The organism is Streptomyces collinus, assembly GCF_031348265.1.
GTDB classification, from domain to species: domain Bacteria; phylum Actinomycetota; class Actinomycetes; order Streptomycetales; family Streptomycetaceae; genus Streptomyces; species Streptomyces collinus.
Window position 1 is genome coordinate 4,029,109 of sequence record NZ_CP133771.1, and the last position, 16,702, is coordinate 4,045,810.

Genomic DNA, 16,702 nt, shown 5'->3' on the forward strand with positions numbered 1-16,702 from the left:
ACCTCCGTGCTCGATATCGGCTACGCCCTCTCCAACCGCTTCCCCGACCCGCCGCAGACCGACTACCGCCGCGCGGACGTCCGGGCGCTGCGGCACGACCTGTTCTGCGGGGACGTCTACCTGGCGGACACCAAGACGGACCACGAGGTGTCCACAGCCTGGGGATGGGTGCCGGTGCTCGACTTCGCGTGGGCGCTGTGCGACATCGTGGAGCGCATCGACCAGGACCCGGCGGGCTCACGGGCCTCCCGGCCGCAGCGGGCGGAGCTGGACTTCACCGAGTCGACGGACCGGATGCTGTTCGAGCGCCGCTTCGGCTGGGTGGACATCGAGGCCGACTGGATGCGCGCGGAGGAGCCCGCACTCACCGTCTCCCACAGCGAACTGCGCCGCGAGTCACGGGACTTCCTGCACGACCTGATCGCCGACCTCACCGACCTGCACGACGACCTCGCGGAGAACCCGGCGATCTGGACCCTCCAGGCCCGCTTCCCCCGGGTCTCCTGACGCGCCCGGCGACCGCGATGACACCATCACCGGTGATCAGTACCTGACACGGGGAGAGCGGGAGCATGACCACGGGGCGCGTGACGTACCACCTGAACCACGGGGTGCACCCACCGGCCCTGATCGGCGAAGACGGAGGGGGGCAGATCACGTCCGCCCGGCTCAGCCGCGACCTCGACAGTCCGGCTCCGGACCGGCTCCGCTCGCTCCGGGCCTTCCATCTGCGCGCCGAGGACGGCACACCGGTAGCCCGCGTGGTCACGGAACAGCCCCTGGGCACACGGCTGAGCGGGCGCCCGGCGGTGTACCACGTCCTGGATCCCCACGGTGCGCCGCTCGGACGGATCACCTTCCGGCGGCGCCGCGCCTTCCGCTGGGGACGCAGGCGCTGGACCGTGGAGCCCGTCGCCGGGCCCGTCCTCAACGGCTACGCGGGCCGTCTCGTGTGGTGGGCGCTGTGGTGGCCCCTGGGGCTGCCCGTCCGTCTGCTGTTCCTGCTGTGGGTCCTGATGGCGGAGGCCGACGACGGTTTCCGCCCGCCCCGGCGCATCATCTGGCGGGACTCCTCCCGCAGCGCCCACCTGGTCTTCCGCGCGGTGGCCGAGGACTACCGGATGCTGCGGCACGATCTGGACCCGCGCCTGGTCAACGCCCTCATAGCGCTGCACCAGTCCTACGACCCTGCGGAGGGGGCCGGCTCACTGGGCTGGTACGAAACCTGAGCCCCTCCGCGGTGTCCGGCGGCGCGTCAGCCCTCCACGCGGATCCCCCACTGCGCGGCCAGCACGGGCGCCAGGTCCAGCAGCTGCGCCGTGCTGATCACCGCTCCCGACAGGCGGTCCAGCCCGCCGCTGATCTCCAGGGAAGCGGCGCCGCGCAGGTCCACGTCCGTGAGGGTCGCCGCGTGGAAGTCGGCGCCCTTCAGCGCGCAGTCCACGAACTCCACGCGCTCCAGGCGGGCGCCGCCGAAGTCCGGCTCGACCAGGACGCAGCCCTCGAAGACGACGTCTCTGAGCCGGGCCGTGCGCAGGTTCAGATAGTCGATCTTGCCGCCGCGGATCAGCACCCGCTCCAGCACCGCCCCGTGCAGCTGCGGTCCGCCGAGCCGGGCATCGGTCAGCTCCACGTCGCGCAGGGTCGCCTCGGCGAGGTCGGTGCCGACGCCGCGGACGCCGGTGAAGACGGAGTCCAGGACGCGGGCGTGCCGCAGCCGGGTCTCGTCCAGCGCGCAGCCCGTCAGCGCGCAGTCCATGAAGCGGGCGCCCGATCCGTCCTGCCCGGTGAAGTCGGCCTCCCTCAAGTCCAGCCCGTCGTAGTCCCCGTCCGGCTCCAGCTCACCGCCCCCGTACGGCTCCAGCACGGGCAGCCGCACCTCCGGTCGCCGCGCGCCCTTCACACCCGTACCGCCCACCGCTCTCCTCGCCATGCGCCCATGCTCCACCCGACCACTGACAACCGCCCCTGACCTGCTCGTGGCCTGCCCCTGACCTGCACGGACACCGGTGATGTCACATTCCGGCGCCCTCGATCGGTCGTACGTGCAGAAAGCGGCCCCGACCCGAGGGAGATCCACAGTCATGCACCGCATCACCGTCATCGGCGGCGGCTTCGCCGGACTGACCGCGGCCATCACCGCTGCCGAGGCGGGCGCCAGGGTCACCATCCACGAGGCCCACCACACGCTCGGCGGCCGGGCCCGCACCGCCGAGGGCCCCTACCGCACCAACGAGGGCCCGCACGCCCTCTACAACGGCGGCCCGCACTGGGCCTGGCTCAGGCAGCGCGACCTCATCGGGCCGCTCGCCCCGCTGCCGCCCCTGGAAGCGGCCCGGCTCCGGCTGCGGCACCAGGGCGTGCTGCGCCGCACCCCGCCCTTCGCGATGCTGAAGCTGCTGCGCCGGACGGGGCGGCAGGCACCCGTCGACGCCGACTTCCTGACCTGGGCGACGGGCATCGCGGGCGAGGAGGGGGCCCGGGCCGCCGCCCACTACTCGGCGGTCGCCCTGTTCCACCACGATCCCGGGTCGCTGTCGGCCGCGTTCGTGCAGGAGCGGCTGCGCCGCGCCACCAAGCTGCCGCCCGAGGCGCACTACCCGCGGGGCGGCTGGGCCAGCCTCATCGACCGGATGGCCGCCCGCGCCTGGAACCTGGGCGTCCGGATGGAGACGCTGTCCCGCGTCGACACGCTCCCCACCGACACTCCGGTCATCGTCGCCACCTCCCTCCCCGCCGCCCGCCGCCTGCTCGGCGACGACTCCCTGACCTGGCCGAGCGGCCGTACCGCCCTCGTCGACCTGGCCGTACGCACCCGGCGCGGCGACGCCTTCGCGGTCTCCGACCTGGACGCACCCGGCTGGCTCGAACGGTTCACCGCCCAGGACCGCAGTCTCGCCCCGGCCGGCGAGCAGTTGATCCAGGGTCAGATCCCCATCGCCCCGCACGAGTCGAAGGCCGACGGCACAGCCCGCGCCGAGCAGCTGCTCGACCTGGGCTTCCCGGGCTGGCGCGAACGGCTCACCTGGCGGCGCGACTCGGTGGCGAACGGCCGTACGGGCGCGGTCGATCCGCCCGGCACCAGCTGGCGCGACCGGCCGGCCGTGGACCGGGGCGACGGGATCTACCTCGCCGGTGACCAGGTCGCGGCCCCCGGTGTGCTGTCGGAGGTGTCCTTCAACAGCGCCCTGACGGCGGTCTCCCTGGCCCTCGGCCGGCACGAGCTTGACCTCAAGCAAGCTTGAGGTTGAAGACTGGTCGCACCGAACGCCCCTTCAGAGGAGTCGCCATGCACGCCATCCGCCTGCACGCCTTCGGCCCGGCCGAGAACCTCAGCTACGAGCGGGTCGAGGACCCCCTGCCGGGCCCGGGGCAGGTCCGTATCGCCGTACGCGCGGCGGGCGTCCATCTCCTGGACGCCGCTCTGCGCGAGGGCATGCGGGGCGGCCCGGCGGCCGAGCCGACGCCGCTGCCGACCATCCCCGGCCGCGAGGTCGCCGGTGTCGTCGAGTCCCTGGGCGAGGGCGTGGCCGAGGTGTGGCGCGGCAAGCGGGTCGTCGCCCACCTCGGTTTCGTCCCGGGCGGCTACGCCGAACTGGCCGTCACCGAGGCCGGGCGTCTGCACGAGATCCCCGGGGACCTGGACTTCGCCGAGGCCGTCGCCATGATCGGCACGGGCCGTACGGCGATGGGGATCCTCCAGTTCGCGGACCTCGGCCCCGACTCCGTGGTCGTCGTCCCGGCCGCCGCCGGAGGCCTCGGCACCCTCCTCGTGCAGTACGCCAAGAACGCCGGGGCGACCGTCGTGGGCCTCGCGGGCGGGCCGGAGAAGACCGCCAGGGTGCAGGCGGGCGGCGCCGACCTCGCCGTCGACTACAAGGACCCCGCCTGGCCCGCGAAGGTCCGCGCCCACCTCGGCGGCCGGACCGCGACCGTCGTCTTCGACGGCGTCGGCGGCGACATCGCCCGCGAGGCCGTCGCCCTCCTCGGCCCGGGCGGCAGGCACATCGTCTTCGGCTGGTCCGGCGAGGGCATCCGGGACGGCGGTCCCTACCTCGTCGACGGCGTCTCCGAGGAGGTCCTCGGCCCGGTGATGCTGGGGAAGGCCGGCGGCCCCGACCCCGTCCGCACCCTGGAACTGCGCGCCCTCGCCGAGGCCGCATCCGGCCGGCTCACCCCGGCCGTACAGCGCTTCCCGCTGAGCGAGGCAGCGGCGGCGCACCGGGCGCTGGAGACCCGGGGCACGACCGGAAAGGTGGTCCTGGAGCCATGACCGGCCCCGGCGAAATCGCCTGCCCCGCCCGGCGCGCCCGGCTACCGTGCCGAGGGTGATCGACATTCCCCGGGAACTGGCGGCATCACAGGTGAAGTTCAACAAAGAGGCGGGCCGCGCCTTCATCGCCGGACTACCGGAGCAGTCGGCCCGCTTCCTCGACCACTGGGACCTCAGACCCGACGGACCACCCATGCACGGCGTCTCCGCCCTGGTCCTCCCCGTGGCCCGCGCCGACGGCACCCCGGCGGTCCTCAAACTCCAGATCCTCGACGAGGAGAGCGAGGGCGAACCGGTCGCACTGCGCGCCTGGAACGGCGACGGGGCCGTCCGTCTCCTCGACCACGACGAGCCGACCGGCACGATGCTGCTGGAACGCCTCGACGAGACCCGCATGCTGTCCCACGTGCCGGACGCCCACGAGGCCGTGGTCACCATCGCCGGGCTCCTGGCCCACCTCACGTCCTTCCCGGCCCCGCCCGGCATGCGCCGCCTCGGCGACATAGCCGGCGGCATGCTCGACCGGACCCCCTGGGCCCTGGCCCGCATCCCCGACCCGGAATCCCGCCGCCTGGTCGCCGACTGCGCGGCCGCGCTGCGCGAGGTCGTCGACGAGCCGGGCGACCGCCTCCTCCACTGGGACCTGCACGACGAGAACGTCCTCGCCTCCGACCGCGCCCCCTGGCTCGCGATCGACCCCAAGCCCCTCGCCGGCGACCCCGGCTTCGAACTGTGGCCGGCCCTCGACAACCGCTACGACCCCGACGACATCCTCTGGCGCTTCGACGCCATGACCGACATCCTCACCCTGGACCGCCCCCGAGCCCACGCCTGGACCCTCGCCCGCCTCCTCCAGAACACCCTGTGGGACATCGAGGACGGCCGCCCCGTCGACGACGCCCAGCTGGAGATCGCCCGGCGGCTGCGGGGTCGCGGCCTGTGACGCGGGAGCCGGGATGTGCCGCGGTACCCCTCCGCCGTACTGCGGCACGGTGCCGGTCCGCCAGAAACAGGGCCTGGACACGTTGCCCACCTCGTTGCCCTTGAGCAGGCCGCCCCAGATGTAGTTGCCGTCCGACAGCAGCACCCACTTGACGACCGCGACAGAAACCCCAGGTCAGAACAGATCCGACCTGGGGTTCCAGTGGAGCCCCCTGTCGGATTCGAACCGACGACCTACGCATTACAAGTGCGTTGCTCTGGCCAGCTGAGCTAAGGAGGCGGGTGCCGTGCGCCGGGTTGTCGTGCGCGAGGGCGGCACCACTGTACACAGAGCCCGTTACGCCGAGCCACGAAGTTCCGTTCGGGCGGACTACTCCGTCAGCTCGTAGGCGAAGCGGTACGCCACCGCCGTCTCACCGTGCCGTGCGGTGAAGTCGCCCTTTCCGGTGAGGCCGGTCAGCTCTCCGCTCCCCGACCCCGGCACCACCTCGAAGGTGCAGTGCACGGTGCCGTCCTCGCCGAAGAACCCCCGCTCCTCCACCGCGAAGCTCCCCTCACGGCCCTCGACGCGGCCGGTGAGGAGTTCCATGCCGCTGAAGGAGCCGGTCTTCGCGGTGACGTAGACGATCGAGTACTCGCAGCTCGTCCCGGTCGCCTCGATACCGCCCGAGAAGGAGTTCCGGACGGAGGCGTGGGCGAGGCGGGGGTTCGCGTCCTCGCCGGGGGCGATCACGCGTTCCTGCCAGTCGGCGAAGGTGAAGTGACCGGTGGTGGTGACGGTGCGGGTGGTGCCGGGCATGGAGTGGTCCTCTCGGTCGGGCTGATGTCCGAGACCAGCCTGGACGCCGTACCTGACATCTCCTGTCAGGTACGGGGGGTACGCCGCGACAATGGCCCCCATGCGCGCCGACCGGCTCCTCTCCCTGCTCCTGCTGCTCCAGAACCGCGGGCGGATGACCGCACCCGAGCTCGCCGCCGAGCTGGAGGTGTCGGTGCGGACGGTCTACCGGGACGTCGAGGCGCTGGGGGCGGCCGGTGTGCCGGTGTGCGCCGACCGGGGGCCCGAGGGCGGCTACCGGCTGGTCGAGGGGTACCGGACGCGGCTGACCGGTCTGACCGACGCCGAGGCCGGTTCGCTGTTCCTCGCCGGGATGCCCGGGCCGGCACGGGACCTGGGGCTGGGGGCGGTCCTGGCCAGCGCCCAGCTGAAGGTCCAGGCGGCCCTGCCCGCCGAGTTGTCCGCGCAGGCGCGGCGGGTCCAGGAGCGGTTCCATCTGGACGCGCCCGCCTGGTTCCGGGAGGCCGACCCGGTGCCGTGCCTGGAGGCCGTGGCGTCGGCCGTGTGGGAGCGGCGGACCCTGCGGCTGCACTACCGGCGCTGGCGCGGCGAGGTGCACCGGGAGGTGCGGCCGCTGGGGCTCGTCCTGAAGGGCGGCATCTGGTACCTGGTCGCCCTCGCGGAGGAGGCCGTACGGACCTACCGGGTGTCGCGCGTGCTGGACGTGGAGGAGACGGGGGACGTCTTCGAGCGGCCCGCGGGGTTCGACCTGGCCGCCTACTGGGCCGAGTCCTCGCGGCGTCTGGAGGCCGCCCTGCGGCAGGACACCGCCCTGCTGCGGATCTCGCCCCGCGCGCGGCAGCTGCTGCCGATGCAGTTCGGCGCGGCGGGCGTACGGGCCCTGGGCAGCGCGGGGCCGCCCGACGGGGACGGCTGGGTGGAGGTGGAGCTGACCGTGGAGTCGGAGGCGGTCGCCGTGGGAGATCTGCTCCGGCTCGGCCCGGAGGCGGAGGTGCTCGGCCCTCCCGGGCTCCGGCAGGCCGTGGCCCGGGCGGTGGCGGCGCTGGCGGACCGGTACCTGGCGGACCGGTACCAGGAGTCGTCGGCCCCTATCGACCGGTTGTGACGTGACTCTTCTCGACCGGTTGTGACGTGCCTCTTCGAAAATTTCCGCGAAGTTCACAGGCCCGGAACTACTGACAGACGTGTGAACGCCAGGTACCGTCCTGAGCCAGTTCACACGCGTGGACTACACCACAACGGAACACCCGTCGTGGCACCGCCTTCCTACTCGGATCGTCCGGCACGTTCCTGCCGGTAGAAGGGGTTCATTCACCATGGCCACTGTCTCGTTCGACAAGGCGACCCGGATCTACCCGGGTTCCACCAAGCCCGCCGTCGACGCGCTGGAGATCGACATCGAGGACGGCGAGTTCCTCGTCCTCGTCGGCCCCTCCGGCTGCGGCAAGTCCACCTCGCTCCGCATGCTCGCGGGCCTGGAGGACGTCAACGGCGGCGCCATCCGCATCGGTGACCGCGACGTCACGCACCTGCCGCCGAAGGACCGGGACATCGCCATGGTGTTCCAGAACTACGCGCTCTACCCGCACATGACCGTCGCCGACAACATGGGCTTCGCGCTCAAGATCGCCGGCGTCAACAAGGCGGAGATCCGGCAGAAGGTCGAGGAGGCCGCGAAGATCCTCGACCTCACGGACTACCTGGACCGCAAGCCGAAGGCCCTCTCCGGCGGTCAGCGCCAGCGCGTCGCCATGGGCCGCGCCATCGTGCGTGAGCCCCAGGTGTTCCTCATGGACGAGCCGCTGTCCAACCTGGACGCCAAGCTCCGTGTGTCCACGCGTACGCAGATCGCCTCGCTCCAGCGCCGCCTGGGCATCACCACCGTCTACGTCACCCACGACCAGGTCGAGGCCATGACGATGGGCGACCGCGTGGCGGTCCTCAAGGACGGCCTGCTCCAGCAGATCGACACCCCGCGCAACATGTACGACAAGCCCGCCAACCTCTTCGTGGCCGGCTTCATCGGCTCCCCGGCGATGAACCTCGTCGAGGTGCCGATCACCGACGGCGGCGTGAAGTTCGGCAAGTCGGTCGTGCCGGTGCAGCGTGACGCGATCGCCGCCGCCACCGACAAGACCGTCACCGTCGGCGTCCGCCCCGAGCACTTCGAGGTGGCCGGCGCGGACGCCGAGCTGGGCCTCGCCGTCACGGTGAACGTCGTCGAGGAGCTCGGCGCCGACGCGTACGTCTACGGCACCGCCAAGGTCGGCGACGACTCCAAGGACCTCGTCGTCCGCGTCAGCGGCCGTGACGTCCCGGAGAAGGGCAGCCAGCTGCACGTCGTGCCCCGCTCCGGCGAGACCCACGTCTTCTCGACGTCGACCGGTGCGCGCCTGTCCGACTGATCAACCAGCAGACGCACAACCCCGGGTGAATCACCCGAGTTGACGACGAGGGCCCCGCAGCGTGCTGCGGGGCCCTTGCCGTTGTCGACAAATACCCCGGCAGACCGGACGTTTCGAGCTCTGTGCGTCAACGCCCTACCCAGAAAGTGGCACTCTCTCATCCCCCGAACCGGTGACTAAATGTCTACAAACCATTACCGGGCGCTACCCTCACACGCGTGAAGCACTCCATGAACCAACAGACGCGACGCGGCCAGGGCCCCGCCCGCCGGATCGGCCGCACCCTCGCTTTCGTCCTGCCCGTCGTCCTGGTGCTCTCCGGGACCCTCGCGGTCACCCGAGTCAACTGGTCGGGGAACTCCACCGACCCGGTGCTCACCGCCGCGGACACCGCCGTGGGCAGCCCGCGGGCGGCCAAGCGCGCCCCCCAGGACATCCTGCGCGACAAGCTGCTGACCGAACTGCAGGAGGAGGACCCGGGCGTCGCCCTCACCCACCTCCAACAGGCCGTCAACGGCCGCCCGTCGCTGGCGAAGCACTGCGCGTCCATCGCCCGCGCCCTCGGCCAGGCCGCCGTCCGCGTCTACGGCCCGACCCGCGCCCAGTCCTACGCGCGCCCGGTGTGCGACACCGCCTTCGCCACCGGCGTCGCCGCCGCGCACAGCTGAGCACATCGCCCTGCCGACGGGTGGGAAGTCCACTACGGCTGACGTGAGATCGATCGTCGGCCGCTGTCCCGGGCGGGACGCCACGTACAGTTCGTGTCCATGAGCGATCCGAGCGCCGCGTCCCGCCCCGTTCAAGCCGTCGTTCTGGCCGGTGGCCAGGGCTCCCGGCTGCGTCCGTACACCGACGACCGGCCCAAGCCGATGGTCGAGATCCCCGGGACGGGGACGCCGATCATCGGCCATCAGCTGTCCTGGCTCGCCGACGAGGGTGTGACCGACGTCGTGGTCTCCTGCGGTCATCTCGCCGAGGTGCTGCAGAAGTGGCTGGAGACGGCCGAGTTGCCCGTCTCCGTCACGACGGTCGTCGAGCCGGAGCCGCTCGGGCGCGGCGGCGGCCTCAAGTACGCCGCGGCGCATCTCCCGCACCCCGACCAGCCCTGGTACGCGACCAACGGGGACATCTGGACGCGCTTCTCGCTGCGGGACATGGCCGATTTCCATGCCGAGCGCGATGCCGTCGCGACGTTGGCGCTGGCGCGGCCCCGGCTGCCGTGGGGGGCGGTGCAGACCGACGGGTTCGGGCGCATCACCGACTTCATCGAGGCGCCGCCGTCGACGTTCGAGATCAACGCCGGCGTGTACGTCTTCTCCCCCGAGTTCGCCGGGTTGTTGCCGCACCGGGGTGACCATGAGCGGACGACGTTTCCCCATCTGGCCCGTGAGCGGCGGCTGGCCGGGTTCACGATCCCCCAGGGGTCGTACTGGCGGGCCATCGACACGGCGAAGGATCTGACGGAGGCGGCGAAGGAACTGGCGGCGGGGCGCTAGCCGGCTGCGGTGCGCGGTGTGCGGTGTGCTTCGGCCGCGGGTCCGTCGTGGTTGCTCGCGCCGTTCCCCGCGCCCCCGAGGGGCGTCTGACCCCTACGTGTGGAAAGGCCCCGCACCTCCCGGTGCGGGGCCTTCTGTCGCTCGGGTCGGGTGTTAGCCCAGCAGGCCGCCTACCAGGCCCTGGCGGCCCGTGGAGGACGAGCCGCCGTTGCCCGAGCCGCCCGTCGAGCCCGTGCCGCCCGTCGCCGTGCCGCCCGTCGCCGTGCCTCCGGAGGTGGGGCCGGTCGTGGTGCTGGGGGCCTGGTTCTCCGGGGTGGACTGCTGGGGCGGGGCCTGGCCCGCGGTGCCCTGGGTCTGACTGGGCGAGCCGCCGGTGACGGTGCCGGTGTCGCGGGTGGCGTCCGGCCGGGTCGTGGTGCCCGCGCTCGGGCTCGCGGAGCCGGCCGTGGCGCCCTGGGTGGGCGAGGTGGAGGCCGACGGGGTCCGCTTCTCCTTGCGCTTGCCGGGCTCACCCGGGAGCGGGGAGCCGGGCAGCTCGTTGCGCGGGGCCTCGCCGGGGCCCGGGACGACGACCCGGTCGGCGTCGCGGACGGCACCGCCGAGCAGCGAGCCGACGAGCAGGGTGACGCCGGTGGCGATGGCGGTGACGAGGACGCCGCGGCGCAGCACGTAGCGGCGCAGGTCCCAGATGTCGGCGCGGGGGCCGAGACGGCGCCAGGCGCTGTCGGCCAGACGGCCGTCGACGGAATACACGGGGGCGCCGGCGATGATCAGCGGCGACCAGGCGGCGAGGTAGATGATGTCGGGCGTCTCGTAGGCGGGGACGCTCTTCCAGCTGACCGTGACCAGCAGCGCGGCCGACAGCAGGGCGCCCAGGCTGGCGGCGACGCGCTGCCAGCAGCCCAGCACCGTCAGGACGCCGACGATGACCTGGGCGAAGGCGATGACCAGTCCGGCGCCGACCGGGTGCTCCAGGGCGAACTGGCGCAGCGGCTCGGCGACTTCCCACGGGTGCAGCGTGTTGAGCCACTTGACCATGGAGCCACGCTTGCCGCCTTCGAAGTAGACGGGGTCGCACAGCTTGCCCATGCCGGCGTAGATGGAGATGAAGCCGAGGAAGACGCGCAGCGGAAGCAGGACGACGGCGAGGTTCATCCGGCGGCCCGGGTAGTAGGCGTGCCGGGCCGGGTCGTCGCCGTGCCGCTTGGCCCGGCGCCCGGTGCCGTCCGCGCCGGGGGCGGACTCCTCGAAATCGTCGTCCTCGTAGGCCGGTTCGCCGTACGCCGGTTCGTCGTAGGCGCTGCCGACGGTACGCATGGGCGGCAGCAGCCGGGTGCCGTCGGCGGGTTCGTGGGTGCGCTGGGGGCCGACGACCGGGGTCTCGACGGTCTGGGCGAGGTTGTCCTCGTAGCCGGCGCCGCCGTAGCCCGCGCCCGGGTACCCGGGGTCGTCGTAGCCCGGGCCCACACGGGAGATGACCTGGGTGGCCCCGGTGTCGGAGCCGGACTCGTCGGCGTGGCGGACGCTCTCGTGCCGCGCGGCCTGCAGGAGCCGGTGCGCGCCGGTGTCGTCGGGGGCGGATCTGCCGCTCCAGACCACGGGCCGGCGGCGAGCGGTGGCCCCGTCCGCCCCGCCCCCCACCTGGGGGATGCGGGCGGTGTCCTCGGTGGCGGTCAGGTGCCGTGCGACCCGGGGGGACTGAACGCGACGCGTCGAGACGCCCAACTGCACGCGGAAACTCGCGTGATTGACGATGACCTGCGCCGGGTCGCTCGGCACCTTCACCATGCTCAGCGCGGGAGCGTCGTCGAGTCCCGACGAGCGGTCCACCGTGGGTGTGCGGGGTGTTCTGGTGTCCACACTCATCTAACCGAGTGACGTCGCGTTAGGACACTGCTTTGACCCGCCGGATCTGTCCGGACCCCGTCAAGCTTGTCCTCTTCGCCCCGGTGACACCGGAATTACCCCGCACGGGTGACGTTCCGGACGCCTGTTCAGTGGCGTCGGCGGGCCGCCTCGTACAGCACGATCCCCGCCGCCACACCGGCGTTGAGCGACTCGGCGCCGCCCGGCATCGGGATCCGCACCCGCACGTCACAGGTCTCCCCGACCAGCCGGGACAGCCCCTTGCCCTCGCTGCCGACGACGATGACGACCGGGCCGTCCAGCGCCGGAAGCTCGCCGAGCTCGGCCTCGCCGTCGGCGGCCAGGCCGACGACCGTGATGCCGGCCTTCTTGTACGCCTCCAGGGTCCGGGTGAGGTTGGTGGCGCGGGCGACCGGGGTGCGGGCCGCCGTACCGGCGGACGTCTTCCAGGCACCGGCCGTCATACCGGCCGCACGGCGCTCGGGGACGACCACGCCGTGACCGCCGAAGGCGGAGACGGAGCGGACGACCGCGCCGAGGTTGCGCGGGTCGGTGACGCCGTCGAGGGCGACGATCAGCGGGTCCACACCCTCGTCGTAGGCGGCGGACGCCAGGTCCTCGGGGTGGGCGTACTCGTACGGCGGGACCTGGAGGACCATGCCCTGGTGGTTGAGCCCGTTGGTCATCCGGTCCAGCTCGGGACGCGGGGCCTCCATGAGGTTGATCCCGCCGCGCTCGGCGGCGACCTGGAGGGCCTCGCGCACCCGCTCGTCGTTGTCGATGAACTGCTGGACGTAGAGCGTGGACGCCGGGACGCCCTCGCGCAGCGCCTCCAGGACCGGGTTGCGCCCGACGACCAGCTCGGACGTGCCCTTGCCGCCCCGGCCGCGCACGGTGGGCCGGCGCACGGCCTGCTTCGCCTTGGCGTTGGCGACGCGGTTCTTCTTGTGCCCCTTGCGCATCTCGGCGGGCGGGGTCGGGCCCTTGCCTTCCAGGCCCCGGCGCCGCTGGCCGCCACTGCCGACCTGCGCGCCCTTCTTGCCGGACATGCGGCGGTTGTTCGCGGCCATTGAGCTACCTGTCTCCGTGAAGTGATGCGTACGTACGTCTGTGTGTACGGCTCTTGTCTCTGTGCAGTGTGCCGCCCGGAGGCCCGGGCGGCACAGTCGGGCAGCCCGTGGGGCTTGTCTCAGCGCGGGCCGAGGCTCCATCGCGGCCCCTGCGGGCTGTCCTCGATGACCAGACCGGACTGGCCGAGCTGGTCGCGGATGGCGTCCGCGGTGGGCCAGTCCTTGCGGGCCCGGGCGGCCTCGCGCTGGTCGAGGACCATGCGCACGAGCGTGTCGACCACGCCGTGCAGGTCCTCGCCGCGGTCGCCCTCCCCGGCCCACTGGGGATCCAGCGGGTCGAGGCCGAGCACGCCGAGCATCGCGCGGACCTCGGCGAGCCGGGCCACCGCGGCTTCCTTGTCGTCGGCGGCCAGCGCGCTGTTGCCCTGCCGGACGGTGGTGTGCACCACGGCGAGCGCCTGGGGCACGCCCAGGTCGTCGTCCATGGCCTCGGCGAAGGCGAGCGGCACCTCGGGGGCGGGCTCGACGACGCCGGCCTTCTCCACCACGCGCTGCACGAAGCCCTCGATCCGCGCGAACGCCGACTCGGCCTCGCGCAGTGCCTCCTCGCTGTACTCGATCATCGAGCGGTAGTGCGGGGTGCCGAGGTAGTAGCGCAGCACGATGGGCCGCCAGCGCTTGACCATCTCGCTGACCAGCACCGAGTTGCCGAGCGACTTGGACATCTTCTCGCCGCTCATGGTGACCCAGGCGTTGTGCACCCAGTACCGGGCGAACTCGTCGCCGTAGGCCTTGGCCTGCGCGATCTCGTTCTCGTGGTGCGGGAAGACCAGGTCGAGGCCGCCGCCGTGGATGTCGAAGGCGGTCCCGAGGTACTTGTGGGCCATCGCCGAGCACTCCAGGTGCCAGCCGGGACGGCCGCGGCCCCAGGGCGTCTCCCAGTCGGGCTCGCCGGGCTTGGTGGCCTTCCACATGGCGAAGTCGCGCGGGTCGCGCTTGCCCGAGACGCCCTCGTCGGGCTGGCGCAGGTCGTCGATGTCCTGGTTGGACAGCGCCAGGTACGCGGGGAAGGAACGGACGTCGAAGTAGACGCTGCCGTCGGCCTCGTAGGCGTGCCCGCGCTCGATGAGGCCGCGCATCATCTCGACCATCTCGGTGATGTGGCCGGTGGCGCGGGGCTCGTAGGTCGGGGGCAGGCAGCCGAGGGCGCGGTAGCCGTCGTTGAACGCCCGCTCGTTCTCGTAGCCGATGGCCCACCAAGGGCGGTTCTGGTCGGCCGACTTGGCGATGATCTTGTCGTCGATGTCGGTGACGTTCCGCACGAACGTGACGTCGTAGCCGCGGTACTCGAACCAGCGGCGCATGATGTCGAAGTTCAGCCCGGAACGGATGTGCCCGATGTGCGGGGCGGCCTGCACCGTGGCACCGCACAGGTAGATCGAGACGCAACCCGGCTGGAGCGGGGAGAAGTCACGGATCTGCCGGGCGCTGGTGTCGTACAGGCGAATAGTCACCACTCCAGGGTAGTGGGCCCCGGGGTGTGCATCAGGACCTTCCCCTCGGGGCTCACATATTCGTGACATTGCCAACGGGTGCGCCCCGAACGCCTGCCTCAGCCCGCGCGCACCACCAGCGCCGTGGCCACCGCCATCAGCCCTTCCTCCCGGCCGGGGAAGCCGAGGCCGTCCGTCGTCGCGCCCGACACCGACACCGGGGCTCCGGCCGCCTCGGACAGGAGTTTCTGGGCCTCGTCCCGGCGCTTGCCGATCTTCGGGCGGGGTCCCACCACCTGTACGGCGATGTTGCCGATCCGGAAGCCCGCCTCGCGCACGATGCGCGCGGCCTCCGTCAGGAGGGTGACGCCGGAGGCGCCCGACCACTCGGGGCGGCCCGTGCCGAAGTGCTGCCCCAGGTCGCCGAGGCCGGCGGCGGAGAAGAGGGCGTTGCAGGCGGCGTGGGCGACGACGTCCGCGTCGGAGTGGCCGGCCAGGCCCGGACCCTCGCCCTCCCACTTCAGGCCGGCGCACCACAGCTCGCGGCCCTCCTCGAAGGCGTGGATGTCGGTGCCGATGCCGACCTGGGGCAGAACGGGCAGGTCAGAAGCCATCGTTGAGCCTCCTGCGGGCCAGGACCGCCTCCGCGAGGACCAGGTCCAGGGGGCGGGTGACCTTGAAGGCCTCCTCGTGACCGGGGACGGCCACGACCGTGAGGCCGAGCTGCTCGACCATGCCGGCGTCGTCGGTGACCTCGCCGGTGACCGTCTCGTGCGCCCGGACCAGCGTGTCCCGGTCGAAGCCCTGCGGGGTCTGCACCGCCCGCAGCAGGGCGCGCTCCGGCGTGGCGACGACCGGCTCCGGCTCGCCGGGGGTGCCGGCGGGCTCGACCTGCTTGACGGTGTCGGCCAGCGGCAGCGCCGGGACCACGGCCGGTGCGCCGTCGCGTACGGCCTCGATCACCGCGTCGACCGTGTCCACCGGCACGAGCGGGCGGGCCGCGTCGTGGACCAGCACGATGTCGTGGCCGGGCGGCAGCGCGTCGAGGCCGAGCTTCACGGACTCCTGGCGGCTCTGCCCGCCCGGGACGACGAGGAAGTCCGTCCGCTCGGGCAGCGCGTGCGCGTCGAGCAGCGACCTGACCTCGGCGGCGCCCTCGGGCGGGGCCACGACGACGACCAGGGAGACGGCCCGGGAGGCGGCCATCGCGCGGACCGCGTGGATCAGCATGGGGGTGCCGCTCAGCGCGCGCAGCGCCTTGGGGGCGCCCGGGCCGAGCCGCACACCGCGGCCGGCGGCCGGGATCACGGCCGCCGTGCGGGCCGCCGAAGGGCCGGCGGGCGGCGAGGGACGCGAATCGTCAGACATCGGTTCCTGTCAGGTTTGTGTGCTGGCCTGGCGTGGGTATGGCCTGGAGGAGTGCCGGGCGCGACGCGCTCGACCGGACCCTTCCGTGACGCTGGTCGAGCCGGCTGCCCGGGCCCGGCACGCCAATACACCGGGGCGTGAGTGATAGCACAACCCGGGGCGGCGGCGCATCGGCGTCGGAGTATGAACATGCCGCAGCGCCCGGCGACAGAGAATTCGTCATCGGGCACCGCGGCATTTCGATGTGCAGGCGCGCGCTTGATACGCAGAGCGCTGAACGACCGGCTTCGCCTCAGGAGGCGAGAACCTCGTCGAGCAGGGCTTCGGCCTTGTCCTCGTTGGTGTTCTCCGCGAGGGCCAGCTCGCTCACCAGGATCTGGCGGGCCTTGGCGAGCATGCGCTTCTCACCGGCGGAGAGTCCACGCTCGCGCTCACGACGCCACAGGTCACGCACCACTTCCGCGACCTTGATGACATCGCCCGAGGCGAGCTTCTCCAGGTTTGCCTTGTAGCGACGGGACCAGTTCGTGGGCTCCTCGGCGTACGGCGCGCGCAGCACCTCGAAGACCCGGTCCAGCCCGTCCTGACCGACCACATCACGCACGCCGACGAACTCCGCATTGTCCGCTGGCACACGTACCGTCAGGTCGCCCTGGGCGACCTTCAGCACCAAGTAGGTCTTGTCCACGCCTTTGATCTGGCGAGTTTCGATGGCCTCGATCAGCGCGGCCCCGTGATGGGGATAGACCACGGTGTCGCCAACCTTGAACGTCATGTGACAGGTACCCCTTCCGTGGCTATCCAGGGTAACACGGAAATCGCGGGTTCTGAATGGCGTTTTCGCAGGTCAGGGCGCATCTCGGGGCTTGACAACTCCGACAGGAACGTGCTTCGGACAGGGAGTGGAAGAAGGTATTCGCAGGTGGGAGCGGCTCTCCGGGGTGAGCGAAACGCGTACGTTACACGCATCCGGAGCATCCTCCAGAAGGA

At 72.2% G+C, this 16,702-nt stretch carries 17 protein-coding genes and 1 tRNA gene; 9 read left to right on the forward strand and 9 right to left on the reverse strand.

Translation table 11 applies throughout. From position 1 onward, the window contains the following. The first annotated feature begins 6 nt into the window (after nucleotides 1-6). Entirely contained in the window at nucleotides 7-507 is a 501-nt protein-coding gene (locus RFN52_RS18145; protein ID WP_184847680.1) for a hypothetical protein, read from the forward strand. A 65-nt stretch (nucleotides 508-572) separates the two neighbouring features. Beyond that, nucleotides 573-1,229, forward strand: coding sequence for a hypothetical protein (locus tag RFN52_RS18150; RefSeq protein WP_184847681.1), 657 nt, complete (start codon nucleotides 573-575; stop codon nucleotides 1,227-1,229). 26 nt (nucleotides 1,230-1,255) lie between these two features. Here RFN52_RS18150 and RFN52_RS18155 read toward each other — a convergent pair whose 3' ends face one another. Continuing rightward, nucleotides 1,256-1,933: a pentapeptide repeat-containing protein gene (locus tag RFN52_RS18155; RefSeq protein ID WP_184847682.1), complete on the reverse strand. Its 678-nt coding sequence runs from the start codon at nucleotides 1,931-1,933 to the stop codon at nucleotides 1,256-1,258. Nucleotides 1,934-2,084: 151 nt separating this feature from the next. Here RFN52_RS18155 and RFN52_RS18160 point away from each other — a divergent pair, with 151 nt between their 5' ends. From RFN52_RS18160 to RFN52_RS18170, 3 genes are read left to right on the forward strand one after another with little or no spacing between them, the layout of a single operon-like run. Further along, entirely contained in the window at nucleotides 2,085-3,245 is a 1,161-nt protein-coding gene (locus RFN52_RS18160; RefSeq protein WP_184847683.1) for an FAD-dependent oxidoreductase, read from the forward strand. A 44-nt stretch (nucleotides 3,246-3,289) separates the two neighbouring features. After that, nucleotides 3,290-4,273 (forward strand): zinc-binding dehydrogenase, encoded by a 984-nt coding sequence (locus RFN52_RS18165; protein WP_184847684.1) that lies wholly within the window; start codon nucleotides 3,290-3,292, stop codon nucleotides 4,271-4,273. A 46-nt stretch (nucleotides 4,274-4,319) separates the two neighbouring features. Next, the gene (locus tag RFN52_RS18170) at nucleotides 4,320-5,216 is read left to right on the forward strand and encodes an aminoglycoside phosphotransferase family protein (protein WP_373308541.1); all 897 of its coding nucleotides are present in this window, start codon (nucleotides 4,320-4,322) and stop codon (nucleotides 5,214-5,216) included. A 202-nt stretch (nucleotides 5,217-5,418) separates the two neighbouring features. Here the strand turns inward: RFN52_RS18170 and RFN52_RS18175 are convergent. Beyond that, a tRNA-Thr gene (locus RFN52_RS18175) sits at nucleotides 5,419-5,495 on the reverse strand. A 90-nt stretch (nucleotides 5,496-5,585) separates the two neighbouring features. Beyond that, nucleotides 5,586-6,014, reverse strand: a complete 429-nt coding sequence (locus RFN52_RS18180) for a DUF3224 domain-containing protein (RefSeq protein WP_184847686.1) — start codon at nucleotides 6,012-6,014, stop codon at nucleotides 5,586-5,588. Nucleotides 6,015-6,114: 100 nt separating this feature from the next. Here RFN52_RS18180 and RFN52_RS18185 point away from each other — a divergent pair, with 100 nt between their 5' ends. From RFN52_RS18185 to RFN52_RS18200, 4 genes are all read left to right on the forward strand, one after another. Beyond that, complete coding sequence (locus tag RFN52_RS18185; protein ID WP_184847687.1) at nucleotides 6,115-7,119, forward strand: helix-turn-helix transcriptional regulator; 1,005 nt, start codon at nucleotides 6,115-6,117, stop codon at nucleotides 7,117-7,119. A gap of 211 nt (nucleotides 7,120-7,330) precedes the next feature. Continuing rightward, nucleotides 7,331-8,419 carry an ABC transporter ATP-binding protein gene (locus RFN52_RS18190; RefSeq protein ID WP_031105478.1) on the forward strand — a complete coding sequence of 363 codons (1,089 nt, stop codon included), beginning with the start codon at nucleotides 7,331-7,333 and terminating at the stop codon, nucleotides 8,417-8,419. 218 nt (nucleotides 8,420-8,637) lie between these two features. Then, a complete protein-coding gene (locus tag RFN52_RS18195) occupies nucleotides 8,638-9,087 on the forward strand; it encodes a hypothetical protein (RefSeq protein ID WP_184847688.1) in 450 nt (149 codons plus the stop codon). Nucleotides 9,088-9,186: 99 nt separating this feature from the next. Next, nucleotides 9,187-9,915 carry a nucleotidyltransferase family protein gene (locus tag RFN52_RS18200; RefSeq protein ID WP_030849188.1) on the forward strand — a complete coding sequence of 243 codons (729 nt, stop codon included), beginning with the start codon at nucleotides 9,187-9,189 and terminating at the stop codon, nucleotides 9,913-9,915. Between the two features lie 153 nt (nucleotides 9,916-10,068). Here the strand turns inward: RFN52_RS18200 and RFN52_RS18205 are convergent, their stop codons facing one another. From RFN52_RS18205 to RFN52_RS18230, 6 genes are all read right to left on the reverse strand, one after another. Next, nucleotides 10,069-11,781, reverse strand: coding sequence for a DoxX family protein (locus RFN52_RS18205; protein ID WP_184847689.1), 1,713 nt, complete (start codon nucleotides 11,779-11,781; stop codon nucleotides 10,069-10,071). A 128-nt stretch (nucleotides 11,782-11,909) separates the two neighbouring features. Then, the gene (gene rlmB, locus RFN52_RS18210) at nucleotides 11,910-12,851 is read right to left on the reverse strand and encodes a 23S rRNA (guanosine(2251)-2'-O)-methyltransferase RlmB (protein WP_184847690.1); all 942 of its coding nucleotides are present in this window, start codon (nucleotides 12,849-12,851) and stop codon (nucleotides 11,910-11,912) included. A gap of 119 nt (nucleotides 12,852-12,970) precedes the next feature. Beyond that, nucleotides 12,971-14,365, reverse strand: coding sequence for a cysteine--tRNA ligase (cysS, locus tag RFN52_RS18215; RefSeq protein WP_184847691.1), 1,395 nt, complete (start codon nucleotides 14,363-14,365; stop codon nucleotides 12,971-12,973). Nucleotides 14,366-14,463: 98 nt separating this feature from the next. Then, nucleotides 14,464-14,958: a 2-C-methyl-D-erythritol 2,4-cyclodiphosphate synthase gene (ispF, locus tag RFN52_RS18220; protein ID WP_184847692.1), complete on the reverse strand. Its 495-nt coding sequence runs from the start codon at nucleotides 14,956-14,958 to the stop codon at nucleotides 14,464-14,466. Beyond that, nucleotides 14,948-15,712 carry a 2-C-methyl-D-erythritol 4-phosphate cytidylyltransferase gene (gene ispD / locus RFN52_RS18225; protein WP_184847693.1) on the reverse strand — a complete coding sequence of 255 codons (765 nt, stop codon included), beginning with the start codon at nucleotides 15,710-15,712 and terminating at the stop codon, nucleotides 14,948-14,950. Before ispD ends, ispF begins: the two co-directional genes overlap by 11 nt. Before the next feature lie 292 nt (nucleotides 15,713-16,004). Next, a complete protein-coding gene (locus RFN52_RS18230) occupies nucleotides 16,005-16,487 on the reverse strand; it encodes a CarD family transcriptional regulator (RefSeq protein WP_003953493.1) in 483 nt (160 codons plus the stop codon). Nucleotides 16,488-16,702 lie beyond the last annotated feature (215 nt).